Origin of the sequence: Arthrobacter sp. SO5 (assembly GCF_020532805.1) — a bacterium.
Classification (GTDB): Bacteria; Actinomycetota; Actinomycetes; order Actinomycetales; family Micrococcaceae; genus Arthrobacter.
The window spans coordinates 35854-56635 of sequence record NZ_MQTQ01000039.1 but is presented as its reverse complement, the minus strand read 5'-3'; the positions used below and the strand labels follow the sequence as shown (position 1 = coordinate 56635).

The following is a 20782-nucleotide window of genomic DNA, read 5'->3' as shown; positions in this document are numbered from 1 at the left end:
AGGCATCAGTGTGCCAACCGCCTCACGCGTTCCAGCCTTGCATATTCTACGCGACAGCGGAGATTGTCGTGCGGCAGGTAGAGCCCGGATTGCGGTTTGGCTTGTCTAAACCTGACGTGAAGCGCGCGGGGAGTCAGACGAGCCGCATTCAGCCAAGTAGGCTATGAGCGTGCGAAATTCCTGTACCTCCTCCTCCCGTCCTTCGCGAGCTTCGCGTCTCCGGGCTCTATCCGCGGCGAGTGGGCTGGCCATCGTTCTCTCCGCGTGCGCAGGGCAAACACCAGCCGGAACTGTTCAAGGCGCCCTGATCGGCATCGGTACAGTTTCGCAGCAGGGCGCGGTCGCCGCCTGGGCGAAGAGCTGGAAGAACGCTCACTCTGGCGTGTCAATCGCTTATTCCCCGGACGGCGCGGAGGTCGGCAAGACAGCACTGACGAACGGGCTCTCCTACTTCGCCGCCGGAGATGTGGCGCTCGACTCCAGCACGGCGTCCAACGGGCAGTCGGCCTGCGGCCGCGATGGACTCATTTCCGTGCCCGTCGCCGTCGTGCCCGTCGGAGTTGCATTCAACTTAGGTGAGATCCGGTCCCTGCAACTTAATGGATCCCTTCTCTCAGGCATCCTGCAGGGAAAGATCACGAAATGGAACGATCCTGAGCTTGCGGCGGCCAATCCGGGAGTGCCCCTTCCCTCCATTGACGTGGTCCCCATTCTTGAGAAGTCACCCTCGGACGTGACGCGCGCTGTTAACAAATACCTGGCCACCGAGGCGCCGGGTTCGTGGCCTGATTCCAGCGGAAGTGAATGGCCCAGCGGTACGGTCAGGGCCAACGAGGACAAAGTCACCGACGTAGCCCGCAAGGTCGATGACACTCAAGGGGCAATCACGGTCCTCGATACAGCCATAATCGGTTCGCGGTTTTCCGTGGCCCGCCTTCAGTTCGGCGGCGTTTATCAGGATTTCGGAAATGAGTCCACGATGGCGGCGATTGCCGCGGGAGAGACCGTGCAGTCCGTCCCCCGCGTCGTGGAGCAGCGACTCGACGGCAGCAAGGGGTATGCCCTGGCCGTGCTTGAGAACCAATACTTCTGCACCCGGTACGGCAACGATGCCACGGCTAGCCTTGTTCGATCGTGGGGCGAGTCTGTCCTGAGCAGACAGGGCCAGCGGGATGCCGTTGTCTACTCCAGCTCATTGCCGCCAAGCGAACCGACAACCGCGGCGGCCCTGAAGCAGGTCCGGGCCATCACTTCGGACAAAAGGTAGCGGCAATGGCGACGGTTTACATACACAACCAGGACAGAACTCCAGAGATAGAGGGAGGAGAGCCTGTGCCAGCAAGAACGGCCTCCGGTTCTTCGGCGTGGACATTGTTCGGAAAATTGTTCCTGCTGATATTTTCAGCGGTTTCGCTGTGGTCACTTGCAACGCCGCTTATGGCGGTTCCCGACGAGCCCGCGCACACCATCAAGGCCGCCGCTGTGGTCCGCGGCCAAATCACCATTGAAGAAGGAACGTCCTTCGGTCACGGCGTTCACGTACGCGTGCCGGCCTACATCGCCAATCTTCACGCCCAGGACTGCTACAAATTTCGCCCGGACACCGCAGCGAACTGCGCCCCCGTGATCCCCTCAGACGCCAACGACGAAGCCATTGGCGTCACGTCAGCCGGGTCCTATAATCCGATGTATTACTGGATCGTTGGGCTGCCAAGTTTAGTCCTTACCGGACAGCCAGCGTTGTTCGCCATGCGAATTCTCAGTGCCCTGCTGTCGGCAGCGTTCTACTCGGCTGGCTTCACGGCCCTTGCGCAGTTGCGGCAAGCCCGGATTCCCGTGCTCATGGCTAGCCTCGCGGTGACTCCGATGGTTCTCTTCCTCGCCGCGGGCATTAACCCAAATTCCCTCGAGATCGCGGCCACCATGGCGGCGTTCTGCGGCTTCGTCGTCACGCTCGATAACGCCCATCGGGTGAGACACGTTCTGCCCGCAGTAATTACCGTCATTGCGTCGACCATAGTGCTCGCCAACACCCGTCAAGTATCACTGGTCTGGCTGCTTTGCGCATTGATTGCCGGTGTGCTTCTATTCCGGGGTACCGAGATCAAGGCCGCCTTCCGCAGCCGGCTTGTTCTCACCGGGGCGGCCTTCACTGTGCCGGGCGTCTTACTGGGGATCTACTGGATCTACTTAATGCTGCACGCACCCGCCAACTCCGGCGTGGCACCGGAGGGCATCGCCAACCCCCAACCTGGCGTTTCGATCTATCGTGCGTTCCTGACCATGGTGGAGAAAGCCCCCGAGTTCGTCCAGCAGTACATCGGAGTCATGGGTTGGCTTGACACGCCCGTGCCGATGGCCGTCGTCATGTTCTGGAGCACGGTCTTCGTTGTGGCTGTCCTTCTCCCACTGCTCATCAAACCCTTTAAGACCACGCTTGGCGCCTGGGCAGCATTGGCGATGCTCATTGTCGTGCCGGCAATCCTTCAGGCATCCATCTGGAAGTCCATGGGATTCGTCTGGCAAGGAAGATACAACCTGCCACTTGTTGTCGTTCTGCTCATCGCGGTTGGCATGACGGCCCGCAGAGTACATTTCCCTCAGTCGGCCGGCGCCCAAAGTGTTGCCCGTGTTGTCCTCTGGGCCGCTGCATTCTGCCATCTTCTGGCCTTCGCCTTTGTTCTCCGACGCTACGTCGTGGGGACGTTTGGCGGCGGAAACTGGCATGCCATGATCAACGGCGTGCAATGGCAACCGCCGCTTGGCTGGTTCCTACTCACCCTTATGTACCTTGCCGTGGTGGTGACCGCAGCCTCCTGGCTTTTCCGGCTCCTGTTTCCGGGGGCCGTACTGGTACAGCTGCGTCGGACACTGAGCCGTGGCTGATAGCCGGACTTGGCACGGGCAGTCCACCTAGTTGGTAATGCTTTCCCTGTAGTTGGTACTGCGGTCATTTTTACGTGTTCCTCTTGCGAACGGCGACACAGTGGGTGTTGCTGATTCCTGATGGAGGAGGTATCGATGGCGAGCTTCAAGGCGATGATGGCTTCGGTGTTTGAGGGCCGCAACTACGACGAGATTGTGGGCAGGGGTGTTCACGCCGGGACATTCGGTGGTGAAGAAGACCGTGGCGGCCAGGGGCTTGACGGCCTTGCGGGCTGCCTCGATGGGTGAGGCCCAGTGGGCGGACTTGTTCCCTGATGGGCGCCGGAATGTGTCCGGATCCTTTGACCAGCCTGACTTTGCGCAGGCGTTGAAGTCGATGAAGTGCAACAAGCATTTCACGGTGCAGTAGACGTGGCGGAGGTATGTGTGGGTGCCGTCGGGGCAGGGCAAGAAGCACGGGTATTCGCTGTACTCTCAGCTGTTCACGGAGTTCGTGGCCACCCATGATGTCGTGGCTACGCTGCACCACGAGCCGCGCCGGGCACTGCTGGTGGACTGGACTGGGGACTCGCTGCCGGTAACGGATACGGTCACCGGTGAGATCCGCGAGGCCTACCTGTTTGTTGCGTCCTGCCGTTTTCGGGGCCCGTGTTCTGCCAGGGGTTTGGCAACATGAAGCAGAATGGGTGGATCAGCGCGCATGTTCAGGCGTTTGAAGTCTTCGGTGGGGCCCGCCAGATCGTCGTCCCCGATAACCCGACCACGGCTATGCATCGAACCGTCAAGGGTGATGGCGCAGGGCTGTCCACGCCCGGTATCAGGAGCTCGCCGACCACTACTCCACCGCGGTGGTGCCGGCCAGGGTCCGGAAGCCCTGCGACAAGGCCGCGGTGGAATCGCCGGTGAACACCAACAACAAGCGCGTGATTGGCTACCTTGCCGAGGAGCTCTGGACCACTTTCGCGGAGCTGAACGCCGCGATGGAACAGCGGATGGTGGAGATCAACGAGCAGATGCGCCGCGCCGACGGCACGACAAGGTATGAGCGGTTCCTGGCGGAGGAAGCCGGGCCGCTGCCTGCTGAGAGGTTCGATACGGCTGCGTGGAAGCAGTTAAAGCTGACGGAACTACCACGTCACTGCCGATCACCAGCACTACTCGGTGCGCTAACGGCTGACCGGGCAGATTCTGCGGGTGCGCCTGACCAGGGTCACGGTCAACATGTTGATGGCGAGACTTTCGTGTGTGAGCATCCACGCAACGCCGGACGGAAGGGTCAGTACTCCACGCGCGCAGAGCACGCGCCGAAGCAGCGCCAGGACATTGACGGGCTGGTCACGGCAGTGGTTCGTGCACCGGGCAAGGAGTTTCGGGCCGGCGAACACTGCGGTGATTGAGATACTCCTGGACCGCTCTGCTAGGCGCAAGCCTATCTGGACTGCCAGAACATCCTGATGACCCCTGGGCAAGAGCGACAAGCAGCGCCTGGAGGCGGCCTGCCAGGAGATCATCAACCAGCAGGGCTACCCGACCTACACCACGCTCAAACGCATCATGGCGACCGTCACCGGCGACAAGCAACGCACCGGGCCACTGGTTGCACCTGCCCGCCGGGGCGCGGCATCACCCCGGTGAGGATGAAACGATACGCCAACCACGACTGACGGGCGGATCCGACGAACCTGTTGATCATCTCCCCGACCGGAGGCGGCAAAACCTACCTTGCCTGCGCGGTCGGCGTCGCCGCCTGCCACAACGAGCACACGGTTCACTACACGCGGATGGATGTATTGCCACGCCCCCGGTCATCGCCCGGGGGGGACGGAATCGACCACCAAACCATGCTCAACAAGCTCGGCGACGTTGACGTGCTCTTCATCGATGACTTCCTCACCGCTGGTATCGACCCGAATACTGCCAGCGACCTGTTCTCGGTCCTGGCCAACCGTGACCGCCAGCTGCCGACCATCATCGTCAGCCAATCCGGTTGGGCCTACTGGCTGGAAGCCCTGCCCGACAAGGTGGCCGCCGACTCCACCGTGAACCGGCTCGCCAACCAGTCCCGCACTCTCAACCTCGGCGAGGTGGACATGCGACGGCTGCGCAACCAAGAAGCCAAAGCAACCACCGGCGGCTGGGGATAAGCCCTCACTCGACCCGCGGCAACAACGAATACCGGCCGGGTCGTCCAGGCCGACAACCCGGCCGGTACCGGGTCTCCGGAACAGCAGTACCAACTACATGGACGACCCGTACCGAATAGTCCTATCCGCTAATCCGCCTGGAATTCCGCTAAGCCGCCTGGAATCATAGTTTTGATCAGTGGAGGATGGGTCCCGCCTGCAGCCTTGCTACGACGCCCACAGCCGTCTCCTGACTCGAGACTCTCTCGTTGCGAACCTCAGGACCCAAAGTCGACCGCGGAACTGGTTCCGGCTTGTTCTCACTAGTCGAGTCCGGGACGAGGCCCGGCCCGGGCGGGGGGATCTATCGGTGGTGCCCTCGATCCGCCGGTGGCGTGGCGCCAATAGCGGACACTATATAGCGGGCCACCCGCCGAAGGCGTCGGCGATCCGCCAAGGCACGACCGGTGGGGCTTGACGAAGTGCTTAGGGCGCCGGCTTGGCGTCCGGGGCAAGTTCAGTATCCCGGACAGGCTCATGACGGAAAATCCAGTGGCGATAGAGGAGGAAATTCCACCCGGTGGTCAAAACGGTGGCCACAACCTTGCCGATTCCGTAGGCCCAATCCAACCGGTCGAATCCGGTGACGATCAAGTCTGTGACCACCACATTCACGACCACCAGGGCGATGTACTTGGCAGCACTGACCGTCCGGCTGTTCATCGCCCTGAAAGTAAACGACCGTTGAAGGGCAAAGTTGAAGACGAGGCTAGTGAGAAAAGCGATGGGCGTTGCAATCACCAGATCAACATGGAAGCCCTCATGCAGGACTACAAGAAGTCCTAAATCAAGCGCGAAGGACAACACCCCGACGATCAGAAACTTCAGAAACGGGCTGCGGTGGAGAAACTCCATGATCCGTTGGCCCGCCTGCTTTCGGGAGGTCGTCTTTTCGGGGCGGAGTGCCATAGCGTTCGCGGGTCTCTCTTTGCTTCTAGTCATGGAATGCATGGGCAAGCGGGGAAACAGAGTCCATCCCGTCGCAGCTAGTTTACCGTTCAGTGTGTCGCCGCTGGCCAGCTTGGGGCGCATACGGCGGCCATCACCTAGTAACCTGAAGCTACCATGATACCTGTGCCTTCCCTTGTGACTCCCCCTCACCGTGAACAAAACCCCCGCCGGGGCCAGCTGCCCGTTTTCGTCGTCGCGTTTGTGATTTTGGGGCTACTGACAACGATATGGTCTCTGGCTTCCCCGATCATGTCGCTACCCGACGAGCCAGCGCACACGATCAAGGCAGCCGCCGTCGCCCGAGGGCAGTTCAGCGGGGAATCCACGGGCGTCCAGGGTGAACTGCTAAAGGTGCGGGTCCCTGGCTACATCGCCGACATCAGATCACAGCAATGTTACGCTTTCAAGGTATTTGAAACGCCGGCCTGCGCGCCAAAAGTGGACCCAGCGGACCGCGGTCTGACCACCGGAGAAACGAGCGCCGGTAACTACAACCCGGTGTATTACATCCTTGTAGGTCTGCCCTCGCGGGTCATGGGCGGGGAGGGCGCCATCTACACAATGCGCATCATTAGCGGCCTGCTCAACGCCGCAATCCTTGCTTCCGTCTTCGCGGCCGCCTCGGCCTTGCGCCGCCCACGTATGCCCCTAATTGCGGCCGCGGTGGCCACTACGCCTGGCGTGTTGTTCCTTAGCGGGGGTATCAACCCGAACGCATTGGAGATCACTACAGCCGCCGCCGTCTTCATGCATCTGTGCGTCATCCTTGAGGGAGCCGAACACCTAAGGACCGTCCGGTGGAATATCGCGGCTCTGGCCGTTGCGGCTTCCCTCCTTGCCAACACTCGACCGCTTTCCTTACTTTGGCTGGTCCTTGCAGTCGGAGCAGCCACGGCAGCTTTCGGAGTCCGTCGGTTCGTCCTGATCTTAAAGGACAAGTTTGTGTGGCTGGCCGCTGGCGTGACCGCACTTTCCTGCGCATTCGCCCTTTATTGGCTATTGACCGCAAAGAGTTTCGACAGCCTGTTGGCCAGCCCCACTGAGATCGCTCCAGACCAGGCCTTCGCCACCATGCTGGACCGGACATTCAACTACGTCATCGAATATGTTGGCGTCCTTGGCTGGCTTGACACCCCCGCGCCCGCCGCCGTGCAGATGACGTGGGTAATGGCCTTTGGGCTGTTGCTTCTGGTGGGGCTGACATCCCGCCCTGTCAGGGGCCGTTGGGGACTCGCCCTTCTTGTACCCCTAGTCATCGTTCTTCCTGCGGCGCTGCAGGCGTCGACGATTCAGAGCCTCGGCTGGATCTGGCAAGGCCGCTATCTGATGGCCCTTGTGGTAGTGCTGTTACTGGCCGCGGGAGTGGCGGCCCGTTTCATCCCTTTCAGAATCACCCCCTGGAAAAAGTCTGCAGTTCGCTGGTCGCTGGTACTGATGGGGCTGGCCCACCTTTACCTGATGCTCTTCGGATTCCGGCGCTACACGGTCGGCATCATCGAACGGACAAACTGGACTGAGATGTTTGATCCGACGTGGCAGCCACCCTTCACATGGCAGATCCTTACCGTTGCTTATATCGCAGTTCTGGCGGCTGGCGGATTTGTGCTTTACCGCTCGCTCGTCAGTAGCCCAGCGATACTTCGGCGGCGCCCATCGTTGGAAGTCGCCGTTCGGACTGCCCCCGCCGGCGGATCCCGTGTGCCAGAGCCCGTCGATTCTCAGGGCCCCGCCCGTTCCGGTTAATCGAACAGCTGTTCGAGGGCGGCAAGCTACTCGTCGCTCTGACCCGGGATAGACCCATGACGACCGGTGGGTCAGTCGACGTTGTCAAGCAGCATGAAGGCTGCATACTTTCGCAGGAGCCCCCAATACGACTTGCCCGACCCGGTGAACCCCTGCAAGACGACGTTCTGCTAACTGGCCACGAACGAGCAGGTGCCTACCTGGGTCAGCAGCTGCCGGTCAGGACCGCGCTCGTCGAAAAGATCGATGCGGCGCTACTCCGCGTTCGGGTAACGCGGGGATGCCCGCCGGACCAGGCCGGTGACCTTTGAATGAGTGAATAATGAGTAGGCGTCATCAACGACGAGCCGGACGCGATCTTCAAACGGCAAGCTGATACTCAGTGTCTCGACTTGGGTATCGATCGCCTCCAGCAAATCGCCCGCGTTCATCCCGCGCAGCTTGCGTTTGTCGCGGCATCCAGACCGCTCATCGAGCACCTCCGGAGTAGTGGGCGTTGCCCCGCACGTATCCGCCATCATCGCCCTCAGGCTCAGCGGGGACGTGCCTGGTTTTGTCTTGCCCGGTGTCCAGGATCGGCCGCAGGTGGGCGTAGACCGGCGACCGTATTGGCCCGCACAGCGCGAGCTGGCATGCGGCCTCCACTCAGGCCGGGGAGAAACGGCGAGACAGGCGCAGGACCTCCTCGCCGGGGTCGTATCCGGTCTCATCCATCGGCACGGACTCGCAGATCTTGCCGATCGCCGTCACATCGTCGCCGCTGGCAGCAGCGGTGGCTGGTCAGGAGCTTATCGCTGCGACAAAGGTCGACATGCGAGCCGATGTGGGTGAAAGGGACGGAGCAGAAAGGCTTCGCCCAGACCACGTGGCCGTTCCGCCCGACTTCCGCACATAGGTAGGTGCTGATCCCGAACGGCACCGCCGGCAACGGTTGCGACATCGGCTTCTCCTCGGCCGTGACGACGCTCAGCCAGGAGCCCTCCGGCGGCTGCCGGTTGTAGGAGTCGATCTGCCCGAATCCGCTTCCGCGACTGCACCAGGCTCGTAAATCCTCAACCCGGCAACGACCCAAGTGGCGACGTGCGAGACGGTGTTTTCGACACTCGATTTGTCTTTCTGGTGCCTCACTCGGTCCGGCAGTACAGCCGCTGGGTAGTGCGCCGCCATCTCCCGATAAGCGTCGTTGAGCACGACCTAGCCGTCGAGCGGGTGGGAAATCACCCCGGTCTTGAGGTTGTCGGGCACGAGCCGCGGACCGTGAGGCCGACGAAGGTAGACATCTCCGCATGTTCCCACAACCACGAATCCTGCCGAACTAAACCGTCGCTGATCGGCGCCGTAGTTCCCCAACCACCTCGTGCACGTCCCCGTCCATCACAATCTCGCCGTGCTCGAGGAGCACGCCGCGCTCACACACCGTCGCCACCAGATCAAGGTCGTGACTGACCACGAAGAGCGTCTTGCCCTTCTCTGCCAGCTCTTTAATCTTCGCGATGCACTTTCGCTGGAACGGCTCGTCGCCAACGGCTAGGATCTCGTCGATGAGAAAGACCTCAGGATCGGTGTGCACTGCAATGGAAAATGCTAATCGCAGGTACATGCCCGAGGAGTAGAACTTCACTTCGGTGTCGATGAATTCACCGATCTCAGAGAATTCCACGATGGAATCAAACATCTCATCGATCTGTTTTTCCGACATGCCAAGAATGGCACCGTTGAGGTAGACGTTGTCCCGCCCGCTGAGATCGTGGTGGAAGCCGGCGCCAACCTCGATGAGACCGGCGACGCGACCCCGCGTCCGCACCGTGCCGCCGTCGGGCTGCAACACTCCGGAAATCAATTTCAGGAGGGTGGACTTGCCGGAACCGTTAAGGCCGAGCAGTGCGACGGTTTCGCCTTGCTTGACCTCGAGGGACACATGGTTCAGTGCCTGGAACTTCTTCGACAGGTCGCCCTTACGGCCCTTCACCAGCCACACCAGCGCCTCTTTCAAGGAACGGGTATGGCGCAGGACGAACTGTTTGCGGACACCGATACAGCTGATGGCAACGTGGCCGTGCGACGTCATGTCAGAGCTCCTGTGCGAAGTGGACGGAAAGCCGGCGGAACATCAACTGACCAATGAACAAGATGGCGACGGAGATGATCATGGAGACAGGCAGCCAGAAGTTCAGCAGGTCCGGGGGCATGGTATCGCTTACGGGCTGATTCGCCTTCAGCGTCGGTTCCCAGAAGGTCCAGTGGAAAACTTCGACGGCGACTGTCATCGGGTTCAGCATGTAGACCCAGAACCACTCTCCCATGACCCGCTCGACCATGGTCCAGACGTAGAGGACCGGTGAGGCCCAAGTGACAACCATGACGATCATGTCCACGATGTTCTCGGAGTCACGGAAGTAGACGTTGACGGCGCCGAACATCAGGCCAAGACCGGTACCCAGCACCGCCACCATGACGAAGATCAGAATGGCGGCGGCGATCTGCAGGATCGACGGGGTCCAACCCACAAAAAGGCATGCTCCAATCAGCACCAGCAATTGCGGGAGGAAGTGGGCGGCCGAGACCCACACCGTTGCCACCGGAAACAGCTCCCGCGGCAAGTAAATCTTTCGGATGAGGTCGCGGTTGTCAACGATGGACCGGGTGGCATTGGATAGAGATTCCGTGAAGAAGTTGACCAGCACAATGCCCGAAAAAAGGTAGATCGCGTAGTTGGGCGTCCCGCGCTCAAGATTCAGGAAGATGCCCAAGGCGATGAAATAGATCAGGAACTGCATCAGTGGCTTCACATAGGACCACATCAGTCCGAGTACCGATCCTCGGTAGCGGATCTTAATTTCCTTGCGTACCAGCAGCTTCAGCAGGAATCGGTCGCCGTAGACGTCGAGCAGCCCCCTGCCGATTCCGGGTTTGACGAGCTGATCCGATTGTCCGGCCATCTAGTTGCTGTCCTTGGTGTCGGCGTCGAACGTCCATTTCCAGGCTGCCATCGACGTAATCTCGGGAACGGCGTCACGGTACTGCTCGGCCAGCCTGTCCCATTCGCGGTAAAGCCGCAGATGCAGGCGTGTGGCTTCGGCCAGCATCGACTTCAGCATTTTGGGGTCACGCCGGTACCAGGAGGCCCCCGTGCCCTCTGCATTGGACACAATAACGCTGTCGTAGTGCGCAAGCCGGAACCAGCGGTTGTCGCGGTGCGCCAGGAAGCCCTGCGGACGTTCGGCGCTCTCCGGCGCAGGAGTTTTGACTAGCTGACGCGACACTGTCTTGATGCCCCAGGGAACCAGGTCCTTCTTGCGCGGCATCCCGATCGGGGCGCCCCCCATCGGGCCGCGGCCCAACTTCGGTGCAGGGAAGTCGTCGACGTCGTCCTTGAGCTGGGCGTCCGTGTACTGGGATTTGAGAGCATTAATCTCCGGAAGCCTGGACGCCAAGACCTGATGAAGGCCTTCCGGCCCCTTGAAGATGTCTTTTAGCGCCTCGATGCGGCCATGCTCGGTAAAGTACTGCATCGACACAAGGTGCTTGACGTCGGCCTGGACCGATTCCCGCAGCACTCGCCCACCCTTCGGGAACGGGCTGTGAACGAGCGTGGCTATCAGCCTGTTCCGCTCGTGGAAGTAAGACTGCCAGCCGACCATGTCATCTTTGTCGGCCCAAGACACATGCCACACCGCAGCACCCGGCAGCGACACCGTCGCAAACCCGGCTTCCCTCGCACGAAGACCATACTCGGCGTCGTCCCATTTGATGAACAGCGGGAGGGAAAGTCCGATTTCCCCGATCACCTTCGTAGGGATCAGACACATCCACCAGCCGTTGTAGTCAACGTCCACCCGGCGGTGCAACCATGCGGTTTGCCGCAGGTTGGCCACACTAAAGTCGTGACGGAGTTCCATGTCAGCATGAGGCTGTGCCGGGACAAACCGGTAGGGGTCGACGACCTCACCAAAGGTGTGAAGGACACTGCGGTTGTACAAGTCGAACATGTGGCCGCCGACGATGGTCGGCTTGCGGCAGCTGTCGGCAAATCTGAGCAGCCGAACAATGCTCTCAGGCTCGACGACGATGTCGTCGTCGAGCAGCAGGACATAGTCGCTTCCGTTCTCGACGGCCTCATACATTCCGCGGGCAAAGCCGCCGGACCCACCCAAGTTCGCCTGATTGATGACCCGAAGCTTGCCTCCGAGTGACGCTTCAACCTCGGCGAACCCTTCCTGGTCCTCGACCTTCTGCGTGCCCTGGTCCACGATCAGGATTTCCTTGACGTTGCTCAGCACGTCCGGGTTCTCAGCGAGGATTCGGGCATTATTCAGGCAGAAATCCGGCTTGTTCATTGTCGTGATTTCCAGGGTCACCTGGCCGCTTTCACGAGCGGCTTCGTGAGTCTCCCAGTGACCGCTCTGAAGCAGTAGGTCAGTTGAGCTGGCCGCAAGATCAAACCAGTACCAGCCGCCGTCCCCGAACGGCTTGAGCGACAGCTCGAAAACAGACGTGGACTCCCCGTCTACGTGGCGACCATCAACCCGCTGCACGGAGCCCCGGGCATTGGACTTATAGACGGTGACCGCACCGCTGCCACTGGTCTTCACGACCAGTCGGATGTCCCGGACGGAAGTCCACCGGCGCCAGTAGCTCGCCGGAAATGCGTTGAAGTAAGTGCCGAACGAGATCTGCTCGCCGGATCGAACCCGCATGGACTGCCGTGTGAGCAGGTCCTCGAAGCGCGCCTCGCTTCCGCCCGAACTAAACATCTGCAGTTTGTCTTCAGGGAGCTTGGGCGAGCGCGCCAGTTCGTCGTTCTCCCGCAGCCGGATACCGCTGGCGGGACCTGCGTCTACGTAGAGGGGGATGGTGTCCGTCTGGTCGGCGGACGGGAGGATCACCCTCTGAAGAGCGCTCCATGAGGACGACTCTTCATTGGTTGTCACGCGTCCACTCCCCCGCTTTCAATCTTGGCGCCGTCATCAAAATGCGGGCGGATTTGGTTGTCGAACATGGTCAGCGCGGATCCGATGGCCATGTGCATGTCGAGGTACTTGTAGGTACCAAGGCGTCCGCCGAACAGGACGTCCCTCTCGGCCGCAGCCAGGTCGCGGTACTTGAGCAGGCGTTCGCGGTCAGCGGCGGTGTTGATCGGGTAGTAGGGCTCGTCGCCCTTCTCCGCAGCGCGGGAGAACTCGCGCATGATGACGGTCTTGTCCGACTGGTAGCCGCGCTCCGGGTGGAAGTGGCGCGGCTCGATGATGCGGGTGTAGGCCACATCGGCGTCGTTGTAGTTGACCACGGACGTCCCCTGGAAATCGCCGACGTCGAGGACTTCCTGCTCGAAGTCGATGGTGCGCCAGGAGAGGTCGCCCTCGGCGAAATCGAAGTACCGGTCGACGGGTCCAGTGTAGATGACCGGGATATTTCCGACGACCTTGTCCTTGCTGTACTCGTGCGACTCGTCGAAGAAGTCTGTGTTGAGCCGAACCTCGATGTTCGGGTGGTCCGCCATCTTCTCGATCCACGCGGTGTAGCCGTTGGTCGGCAGGCCCTCGTATTTGTCGTTGAAGTAGCGGTTGTCGTAGTTGTAGCGCACCGGGAGCCGGGAAATAATACCCGCGGGCAGGTCCTTGGGATCCGTCTGCCACTGCTTGCCGGTGTAGTGCTTGATGAAAGCCTCGTACAGGGGACGGCCGATGAGCTGGATGCCCTTGTCGTTGAGGTTCTGCGGATCGGTACCGGCAAGCTCGCCGGACTGTTCCTTGATCAGTTCCTGTGCCTCGCCCGGGGTCAGGTTGGCGCGGAAGAACTGGTTGATCGTGGCCAGGTTGATCGGGAGGGAGTAGACCTCGCCCTTGTGGACTCCGTAGACCTTGTGCACGTAGTTGGTGAACGTCGTGAAGCGGTTGACGTACTCCCAGACGCGCTCGTTCGAGGTGTGGAAAAGGTGCGCCCCGTACCGGTGGACTTCGATCCCGGTCCGCTCCTCCTTTTCGCTGTAGGCATTGCCGCCAATGTGGTGGCGGCGGTCGATGACGACGACCTTCAAGCCCAGCTCAGTGGCGGCCTGTTCTGCGATTGTCAGGCCGAAAAAGCCCGACCCTACGATAACGAGGTCAGCGGTCACAAAATCTCCTGGTTCGAATGTGGGCAGCGCAACGTTGTCCATTGTCTGCTGTTCTAGCCTACCCGAGACGGGGCGCGGACCGGCGAATCGAGACTCGGGGCAGGACGCCGGAAAGGCTGAATTCCGCGCGACCCCGCGGCCTCAGCGCGGTTGTCCACATAGGCCGCCGGGCACCTGCCGGACGCGCTCCTCAGGCCTAGCGTGGATGTTAATGGACACGGCAGGAAAGGACTTGACTCGATGATGCTGCACTGCACTTTGGTCGCGGCTCCGGGCTCCAGCCTTGCCACGGGGCCGCTGGAACTTGCCGTCCAGCTCCCTGCCTCCTGCCCCGGCCTGGCGCTTGAGACGGCGGTGGCGCTGCGCTACGGCACCGGAACACTGACGGTGGACGGAGCCCCGCTGGTCACCCTGACCGCCGGGGAACCGCCCCTCGTCTCCGGCGTTGTCCTGGTGGACGGGTTTGGACCCGAGTCCGGAACCGCGCTTGGCGAGCCCGCCTCGGGGCCGTCGCCGCTGCTGCTCACTGTTGGTAGCGGGCCGGGCGCCGGCATGGTCATCCCGTTGCGGCGCGGACGGTACCGGATCGGGCGGAGCGGAACGGAGATCGTCATCCCGGATGCCGAGTTATCCCGGGAACACGCCCGGCTGGACGTGTCGAATTCCGCCGTCACAATCGTCGATCTCAACAGCGCCAACGGGACCACCGTCGACGGCCGGAGGGTGCACACCATGTCGGTGACTACGGCGTCTTCAGTCCGGTGCGGCAATTCCTCGATTTCCCTGATATTCACCGGTTCCGCGGACACCGGAGTCCCGGCCACGGCCGGGTGCAGCGTCGCCGATCCCATCACGGTGGCCACCACTTCGGCGACTGCCCACCGCGGGGTCCTCGTCGCGACTGCCGTTCTGCCCCTCGCCATCGGGATTGGGCTGGCCGTGATCACCGGGATGTGGATGTTTCTGGCCTTCACGGCCGTTTCCGCCGTGTCCGTGCTAGTTCCGGTCGTGTCGGGGCGAAGGCAGCGCCGCGAACTGAGGTCCGCCGTCGGGGCGGCGGTGCGCGAGGACAGGGAACGACGACGGCGGTCCGCGCCGTCCGCCGCCCAGCTGTTGGTCCGAGGTGCGCCGGGGCCCTTCCCGGTATCTCCGGCCGGCCCAGGACGCGTGTGGCTGCGCCTCGGACTGGCGGAACAGACGGCGAATATCCGGCTGGAACCACCCGATTCCGCTTTCCGGCGGCCGCCTCTGGGCCTGATGCCTGTGACCTTGGACCCTGCCCCTGCAGCCACCACGGTCCGCGGCCCGCAATCCGCGGTCGCCGGGCTGGTCCGTTCCTTCCTCCTCCAACTCGCGGTGTACCCCGTTGCCCGGCGCACCCGCGTCCTCATTCATGGCCCGCTTGGATCCCTCCCCCTGAACGCACGTTTCCTGGCTGCAGCAACTCTGTCCTGCGATGAAGCCGCGACCCTGGCAGCCCTGGAAGCCGGGCCGGGCCACGGCTACGACCGCGGTCTGCTCATGATCCTGGCCGGCGCCGGATCGTCCCTCTTGTGCGCGGCAGCCGCGCGCAACGGTTGGCAGGTCATTGATTGTTCAGCGACGGAGCCCGCATCCCACGCCGGCCCGTCCACCGGCCAGTCCGTCGTTCTCGGCGAGCGCACCGGCCGGCTGAGTTCGGACCACGCGTCGCTCGAATTCATCCCTGATCTCGTTCCGGATCCGGTCTTCGACAGATTCTGCCGCGGGTCAGGGAGCGCAGACGTGCCGGAAGAGGCTGCTCCGCCGGCCGCTATCCCCGACGCCTGTTCCCTCTCGGATGTCCTCACCCTGTCGGCGACCGCTATTGCCCGGCGGTGGTCAGAGTCGGCACTACACCCTGGCCTTCCGGCCGTGGTCGGCATCAGTGGTTCGGGGCCCGTCCGGCTGGACCTCCAGTCGGACGGTCCGCACTTCCTGGTTGCGGGCACAACAGGTTCCGGTAAATCGGAGTTCCTGCGGACCCTTGTTGCCTCGCTCGCGGGCAGCCACCCGCCGGGCCGCCTCAATCTGTTGTTCATTGATTTCAAGGGCGGCTCCGGCCTTGGGCCGCTGACCGGCCTGCCACACTGCGTCGGGTTGCTCACGGACTTGGGCACGAAGGACATCGGCCGGACCCTGGTTTCCCTCCGCGCCGAAGTGCGCCGCAGGGAGGAGCTGCTCGGCGCTTGCCGGGCCCCGGATCTCAGGGCCTACGAGTCCCTCGACGGTGCCCAGCTCCAGCTCCCCCACCTGGTGCTTGTCATTGACGAGTTCAGGATGTTGGTGGAGGAAGCGCCGGAAGCATTGGCCGAGCTGATGCGCATCGCGGCGATGGGGCGCTCACTCGGGATTCACCTGGTCATGGCCACCCAGCGCCCGCAGGGCTCCATCACGGCAGATATCCGTGCGAACGTGACCAGCTCTATCGCCCTGCGGGTTCAGTCCGAGATGGAATCCCTGGACATCATCAATTCCAAGCTCGCGGCAGCCATCCCCATCACGGTCCCGGGCCGTGCGTACGTGGTACGTGGCAACGAAGCCCCGGAGGAATTCCAGACCGCCACCGTTCTTCCATCGGCTGCTCGGGAGGAACCCGTGATCGTGGCTGTCATGACCGCCGCCGAGTTTCTGTGCCGGACGCCCGCCAGCGTTTCCGTGGACCCTGAGCCCACCGCTGGCTCTTCTTCATCCCGGGCTCTTGCGCCCCTCATAGAAGCGACAACGGCACTGTGGGAATCCCTCGGCGGCAGCCCACCACGCAGGCCCGTTGCCGATCCCCTCCCCGCCCGCCTCGCGTTCCCCCTGGACGCGTTGCCCGCAGACGTGGGCCACGAAATGGTCCGGCTGGGGAGACTCGACCTGCCCGAAGAACAACGCACCACCGAGTTGCGCTGGTCTCCGTCCCGGCACGGCCATCTAGGACTCGTCGGGGGCGGCCCCGGCGGAACCGATGCAGCCCTGGCCCTCGCTGTGGACCAACTGCTGTCCGGGCAACAGGAAACGCACCTGTATCTCCTCGACGCCGCAGGTTCGTTCGGCGGCGGCCCGCTGTCGGCCAGGGTCGGGGCCGCGGTGGGTCCGCACGAACTCCGCAGGGCCGCAAGGGTCCTCGAACGGCTTGCGGAAGAGATGACGCTCCGGTTGAGCGCCGGGGATGCCGGCGACTCACCGAACCTCGTGCTGATCCTGAACGGCTGGGGTTCCTGGGCCTCGGCTTTCCGCGCCGGACCGCTGGCCGGGGCCGAGGACCTCGTCCACGACCTCGTGTGCGATGGGGCGAAGGCAGGAATCACGGTCCTTGCTACCGGCCAACGCGAACTCGTGACGGCAAGGTTTTTCGCGGCCATTCCCAACCGCGCGTTCTTTCCGGCCGGTTCCACCGAGGAAGGCCGGCTGGCGTGGCCACGGCTGCCGTCAACGGAAGCGCTCCCCGGCCGGCTGGCGGCTTTCGGCCCCTACGTGGAAGGGAGCTCGACGGCCGGGCACGCCGGGCAGCTCTTCGATCGTCCTACCCCCGCTGTCCAGAATCCTCTCTGCCGAAACCCCGAGCGCCGGCCGTTCCGGATCGAACAATTACCGCCGCTGGTGACAGTCGCGGAGGTTCTTGGCCGCGGCGTCCATCCGCCGTTTTCCGGACAAGGGCGCCTGTGCCTCGGCGTTGGAGGGGATGAACTCCTGCCCACCAACGTCGTGTTGCCACGCGCAGGTGTCCTTGCCGTCCTCGGAGCCCGGGGGTCGGGGAAGAGCTCCCTGCTCTGCGCGCTTCCTGCCCTCAATCCTTCCGTCCCCTGGCTTCGTCCGCCGGCGGGGGCGGACCCCGGTGAGTACTGGTCCCGGATCCAAGCCGAAGCCCTGGCCGGCAGCCTGGACCGGGCGGCCATCCTGCTCGCCGATGATCTGGACCTGCAGTCCGCCGATACCAACGGCCGGCTGCTCGCCCTGAACAGCCTTGGCTGGAGAGTGGTACTGACGGCCGGATTCAGCCAGGTACTTCTGCAGCGCGTTCCCCTGGCAGTCCACGCGCGTAGCCACGGACAGGGAGTGCTGATCGCGCCGCGAAGCCTGCTGGATGGAGACGTGTTTGGCGTCCGGTTCGACGTCGACCCCAGCCCTCCGCCGGGGCGCGCCGTCGTGATCTCCGACGGACGTGCCACGACGGTACAGCTGGCCATCGACCCCTCAACCGGCACCATGCGTCCGCCATGAACGCCGGACGCTTCCGGGCAGGCTAAAGGGCAGGAGGAGTGCCGCCGGCACGGGACGCAAAAGCGATAACACGCTTGTCGAAGAGCAGCACTATGGCGACGGCGGCCGGAAGCAGCATGGCCAGACCGGCTAGAGTGTAACCGCCGGTCACGGTGGGGAATCCGATGGTCAACGTGAAGAGCTGGGTAACCAGGGCACCGGCCCTCGGCCAGCGGTAGCCGCGGAACAGGAACCGTGCCACGGCGAAAAGCCACGTGGAAAAAGCCAGCAGGAGTCCCAGCGTAAACACCGCACCCCAAAAGGAGAGCACCGGGGCTCCGGTCAGGAGTTGGCCACCGTACCAGGCCGCGGCAACCAACAACGCGGTGGCCTCGAGCGCCACAATGACGGCTATCGCGAAGATGCCTGCCGGCCTTGCAATGGATTCGGACTCGTCCCTGTCGGAGCCGTCCCGGTAGCTTCCGGCAGCGCCCGCACGTGCGCCCGGAGGATCGGCAGCTGCACCGCCCGAAGGATCCGCAGGTGCGCCGGCGGGATCAACCGGAGGATTCTCATCGCGCTCGGACGGTTCTTCAGAGGCTCTTGACACACTGGCACAGTACCGGACATAGTCGTCTAGATGTGAGGGCGCCGCCAGCAAATGTGATGCATCGCTCACGATCCCGCGGCATATCGCAGCCAACTACCCCTTGTTTACGCGGCGTTAACATGACACGCTTAATCCAGTTGACCGAGGGGGCCCCAGAGGGCCCCTTTCTTATGTAGCCTCTAGTGAATAATTTCACAAAGGCATTTAATGTGTGCCCAGGAATGGAGTGACTGATCAGCATGGATTGGCGTAACCGCGCAGCGTGCCTTGACAAGGACCCGGAGCTTTTCTTCCCGGTAGGAAACACCGGTCCTGCCCTGCTGCAGATCGAGGAAGCCAAGAGTGTCTGCCGACGGTGCCCCGTTGTCGACACCTGCCTTCAGTGGGCTCTCGAGTCCGGCCAGGACGCCGGAGTTTGGGGCGGCATGAGCGAGGACGAACGCCGCGCCCTGAAGCGCCGCGCCGCGCGCGCCCGCCGCGCCTCCTGACCCAGTTTCCCAAACGCCGGTGAACGCGGTGACCCGCTATCACCGGCTGGACAGCAATGGCCGCAGACCTCCGTCTGCGGCCATTGCCCGTTAACCGCCGGCGGGACAGGCCGGCTGCAAGCCAGCTAGCGCGTCGCCAGGCTCAGGACAATCTGGACGGCGGTGCCGCCGCCCTCCCGGGCCTTCCACTGGATGCTCCCGCCGAGCTCGCTCGTCACCAGGGTCCGGACGATCTGCAGGCCGAGCCCCTCCACATAGGGCGTCACCGGGATTCCGACGCCGTCGTCCGCCACCGTCACGGTGAGCAGCTCCTCGCCGTCCTCGCTCTCGGAGCGGTCCGCGATCAGCCAGACCGTACCGGCCCGGCCTTCCAGCCCATGCTCGACGGCGTTGGTCACGAGCTCGTTGATCACCAGCGCCAGGGGGGTGGCGAAATCGCTCGGCAGCTCGCCGAACAGCCCCGAGCGCTGTGTCTTCACCTGCTGCGACGGTGAGGCCACCTCCGCGGAGAGCCGGAACTGGCGCCCGATGAGCTCATCGAAGTCCACGCTCTGGGTCAGCCCCTGGGACAGCGTCTCGTGCACGAGGGCAATCGTGGCCACCCGGCGCATCGCCTGCTCGAGACCCTGCTTGGCTTCATCGCTGACCATCCGCCGGGACTGCATCCGCAGCAGAGCCGCGACGGTTTGCAGATTGTTCTTCACGCGGTGGTGAATCTCGCGGATGGTCGCGTCCTTTGTCACGAGTTCCAGCTCGCGCCGGCGCAGCTCGGAGACATCGCGGCAGAGCACCAGGGCTCCGAAGCGCTGGTGTTCGTCGCGCAGCGGGATGGCGCGCAGGGACAGGCTCACCCCGCGCGACTCGATTTCGCTGCGCCACGGCATCCGGCCAGTGACCACCAGCGGCAGCGTTTCGTCGACCAGCCGGCGGTCCTTCAGGAGTCCGGCCGTCACCTCCGCAAGGCTCCTGCCCTCCAGCGACTCGCCGTCGCCGAGCCGGCGGAAGGCGGAGACGCCGTTGGGGCTCGCATACTGGACGATTCCCTCGGCGTCGAGCCTGATCAGGCCGTCGCCGACGCGCGGCGCACCGCGGCGGGAGCCGGTGGGCGAGGCAAAGTCCGGCCACAGCCCCAGCGTGCCCATCCGCAGCAGGTCGTAGGCGCACTGGCGGTAGGTCAGCTCGAGCCGGGACGGCATCCGGGAGCTTGAAAGGTCCATGTGGGTCGTGACAATGGCCAGCGTCCGGCCGTTGCGGACCATCGGCACAGCCTCGACCCGCAGGGCCATGTCGCTGCTCCAGCTGGTCTCGTTGGAGCGCTCGATGCTGCGGCTCTCCCACGCCTTGGCGACCAGCGGCAACAGGTCCGACCTGATCCCCTCCCCCACAAAGTCGGCGTGGAACACCGTATGAGAGGTGGAGGGGCGGACGTGGGCGAGCGCCACGTACCCGAGCTCAGGATGCGGAAACCACAGTGCCAGGTCCGCGAACGCCAGGTCCGCGACCATCTGCCAGTCGCCCACGAGCAGGTGCAGCCACTCGGCATCCCCCGGCCCGAAATCAGCATGCTCCCTGATAGGGTCCGTAAAGATTGCCACAGCAC

At 63.2% G+C, this 20782-nt stretch carries 17 protein-coding genes; 9 read left to right on the top strand and 8 right to left on the bottom strand.

Going from position 1 to position 20782, the window contains the following annotated elements; genetic code table 11:
* Window positions 1–163 precede the first annotated feature (163 nt).
* The 6 genes from BJG92_RS07040 to BJG92_RS07015 all read left to right on the top strand — a co-directional run bounded on the left by BJG92_RS07040 (window position 164) and on the right by BJG92_RS07015 (window position 5030).
* Window positions 164–1267 carry a substrate-binding domain-containing protein gene (locus tag BJG92_RS07040; protein ID WP_232083312.1) on the top strand — a complete coding sequence of 368 codons (1104 nt, stop codon included), beginning with the start codon at window positions 164–166 and terminating at the stop codon, window positions 1265–1267.
* Window positions 1268–1332: 65 nt separating this feature from the next.
* Window positions 1333–2886, top strand: coding sequence for a DUF2142 domain-containing protein (locus BJG92_RS07035; protein WP_232083311.1), 1554 nt, complete (start codon window positions 1333–1335; stop codon window positions 2884–2886).
* A 135-nt stretch (window positions 2887–3021) separates the two neighbouring features.
* Window positions 3022–3174 carry a hypothetical protein gene (locus tag BJG92_RS07030; RefSeq protein ID WP_232083310.1) on the top strand — a complete coding sequence of 51 codons (153 nt, stop codon included), beginning with the start codon at window positions 3022–3024 and terminating at the stop codon, window positions 3172–3174.
* A 142-nt stretch (window positions 3175–3316) separates the two neighbouring features.
* Window positions 3317–3562: a hypothetical protein gene (locus BJG92_RS07025; protein ID WP_232083309.1), complete on the top strand. Its 246-nt coding sequence runs from the start codon at window positions 3317–3319 to the stop codon at window positions 3560–3562.
* A 226-nt stretch (window positions 3563–3788) separates the two neighbouring features.
* The gene (locus BJG92_RS07020) at window positions 3789–4283 is read left to right on the top strand and encodes a hypothetical protein (protein ID WP_232083308.1); all 495 of its coding nucleotides are present in this window, start codon (window positions 3789–3791) and stop codon (window positions 4281–4283) included.
* Between the two features lie 288 nt (window positions 4284–4571).
* Window positions 4572–5030, top strand: a complete 459-nt coding sequence (locus tag BJG92_RS07015; RefSeq protein WP_232083307.1) for an ATP-binding protein — start codon at window positions 4572–4574, stop codon at window positions 5028–5030.
* A gap of 465 nt (window positions 5031–5495) precedes the next feature.
* Here the strand turns inward: BJG92_RS07015 and BJG92_RS07010 are convergent, their stop codons facing one another.
* A complete protein-coding gene (locus tag BJG92_RS07010; protein WP_232083306.1) occupies window positions 5496–5924 on the bottom strand; it encodes a GtrA family protein in 429 nt (142 codons plus the stop codon).
* Between the two features lie 219 nt (window positions 5925–6143).
* Here BJG92_RS07010 and BJG92_RS07005 point away from each other — a divergent pair, with 219 nt between their 5' ends.
* Window positions 6144–7763 (top strand): DUF2142 domain-containing protein, encoded by a 1620-nt coding sequence (locus BJG92_RS07005; RefSeq protein ID WP_232083305.1) that lies wholly within the window; start codon window positions 6144–6146, stop codon window positions 7761–7763.
* A 254-nt stretch (window positions 7764–8017) separates the two neighbouring features.
* Here the strand turns inward: BJG92_RS07005 and BJG92_RS07000 are convergent, their stop codons facing one another.
* The 5 genes from BJG92_RS07000 to glf form a co-directional block, all read right to left on the bottom strand.
* Window positions 8018–8242: a hypothetical protein gene (locus BJG92_RS07000; protein WP_232083304.1), complete on the bottom strand. Its 225-nt coding sequence runs from the start codon at window positions 8240–8242 to the stop codon at window positions 8018–8020.
* 836 nt (window positions 8243–9078) lie between these two features.
* Window positions 9079–9831: an ABC transporter ATP-binding protein gene (locus BJG92_RS06995; RefSeq protein ID WP_232083303.1), complete on the bottom strand. Its 753-nt coding sequence runs from the start codon at window positions 9829–9831 to the stop codon at window positions 9079–9081.
* 1 nt (window position 9832) lies between these two features.
* On the bottom strand, window positions 9833–10702 hold the full coding sequence (locus BJG92_RS06990) for an ABC transporter permease (protein ID WP_232083302.1): 870 nt from the start codon (window positions 10700–10702) through the stop codon (window positions 9833–9835).
* On the bottom strand, window positions 10703–12694 hold the full coding sequence (locus tag BJG92_RS06985; protein ID WP_232083301.1) for a glycosyltransferase: 1992 nt from the start codon (window positions 12692–12694) through the stop codon (window positions 10703–10705).
* Entirely contained in the window at window positions 12691–13878 is a 1188-nt protein-coding gene (glf, locus tag BJG92_RS06980; protein WP_232083300.1) for a UDP-galactopyranose mutase, read from the bottom strand. The genes BJG92_RS06985 and glf overlap by 4 nt, the downstream gene beginning before the upstream one ends.
* Before the next feature lie 240 nt (window positions 13879–14118).
* Between glf and BJG92_RS06975 the strand changes: the two genes are divergently transcribed.
* Complete coding sequence (locus BJG92_RS06975; RefSeq protein ID WP_232083299.1) at window positions 14119–18105, top strand: FtsK/SpoIIIE domain-containing protein; 3987 nt, start codon at window positions 14119–14121, stop codon at window positions 18103–18105.
* Window positions 18106–18127: 22 nt separating this feature from the next.
* On the opposite strand, the gene BJG92_RS06970 is transcribed toward BJG92_RS06975, so the two are convergent.
* Window positions 18128–18694: a hypothetical protein gene (locus BJG92_RS06970; RefSeq protein ID WP_374199766.1), complete on the bottom strand. Its 567-nt coding sequence runs from the start codon at window positions 18692–18694 to the stop codon at window positions 18128–18130.
* A 239-nt stretch (window positions 18695–18933) separates the two neighbouring features.
* Here BJG92_RS06970 and BJG92_RS06965 point away from each other — a divergent pair, with 239 nt between their 5' ends.
* Window positions 18934–19182 carry a WhiB family transcriptional regulator gene (locus BJG92_RS06965; RefSeq protein ID WP_003804966.1) on the top strand — a complete coding sequence of 83 codons (249 nt, stop codon included), beginning with the start codon at window positions 18934–18936 and terminating at the stop codon, window positions 19180–19182.
* A 125-nt stretch (window positions 19183–19307) separates the two neighbouring features.
* Here BJG92_RS06965 and BJG92_RS06960 read toward each other — a convergent pair whose 3' ends face one another.
* Window positions 19308–20777 carry a sensor histidine kinase gene (locus BJG92_RS06960; RefSeq protein WP_232083298.1) on the bottom strand — a complete coding sequence of 490 codons (1470 nt, stop codon included), beginning with the start codon at window positions 20775–20777 and terminating at the stop codon, window positions 19308–19310.
* Between the last annotated feature and the right edge of the window lie 5 nt (window positions 20778–20782).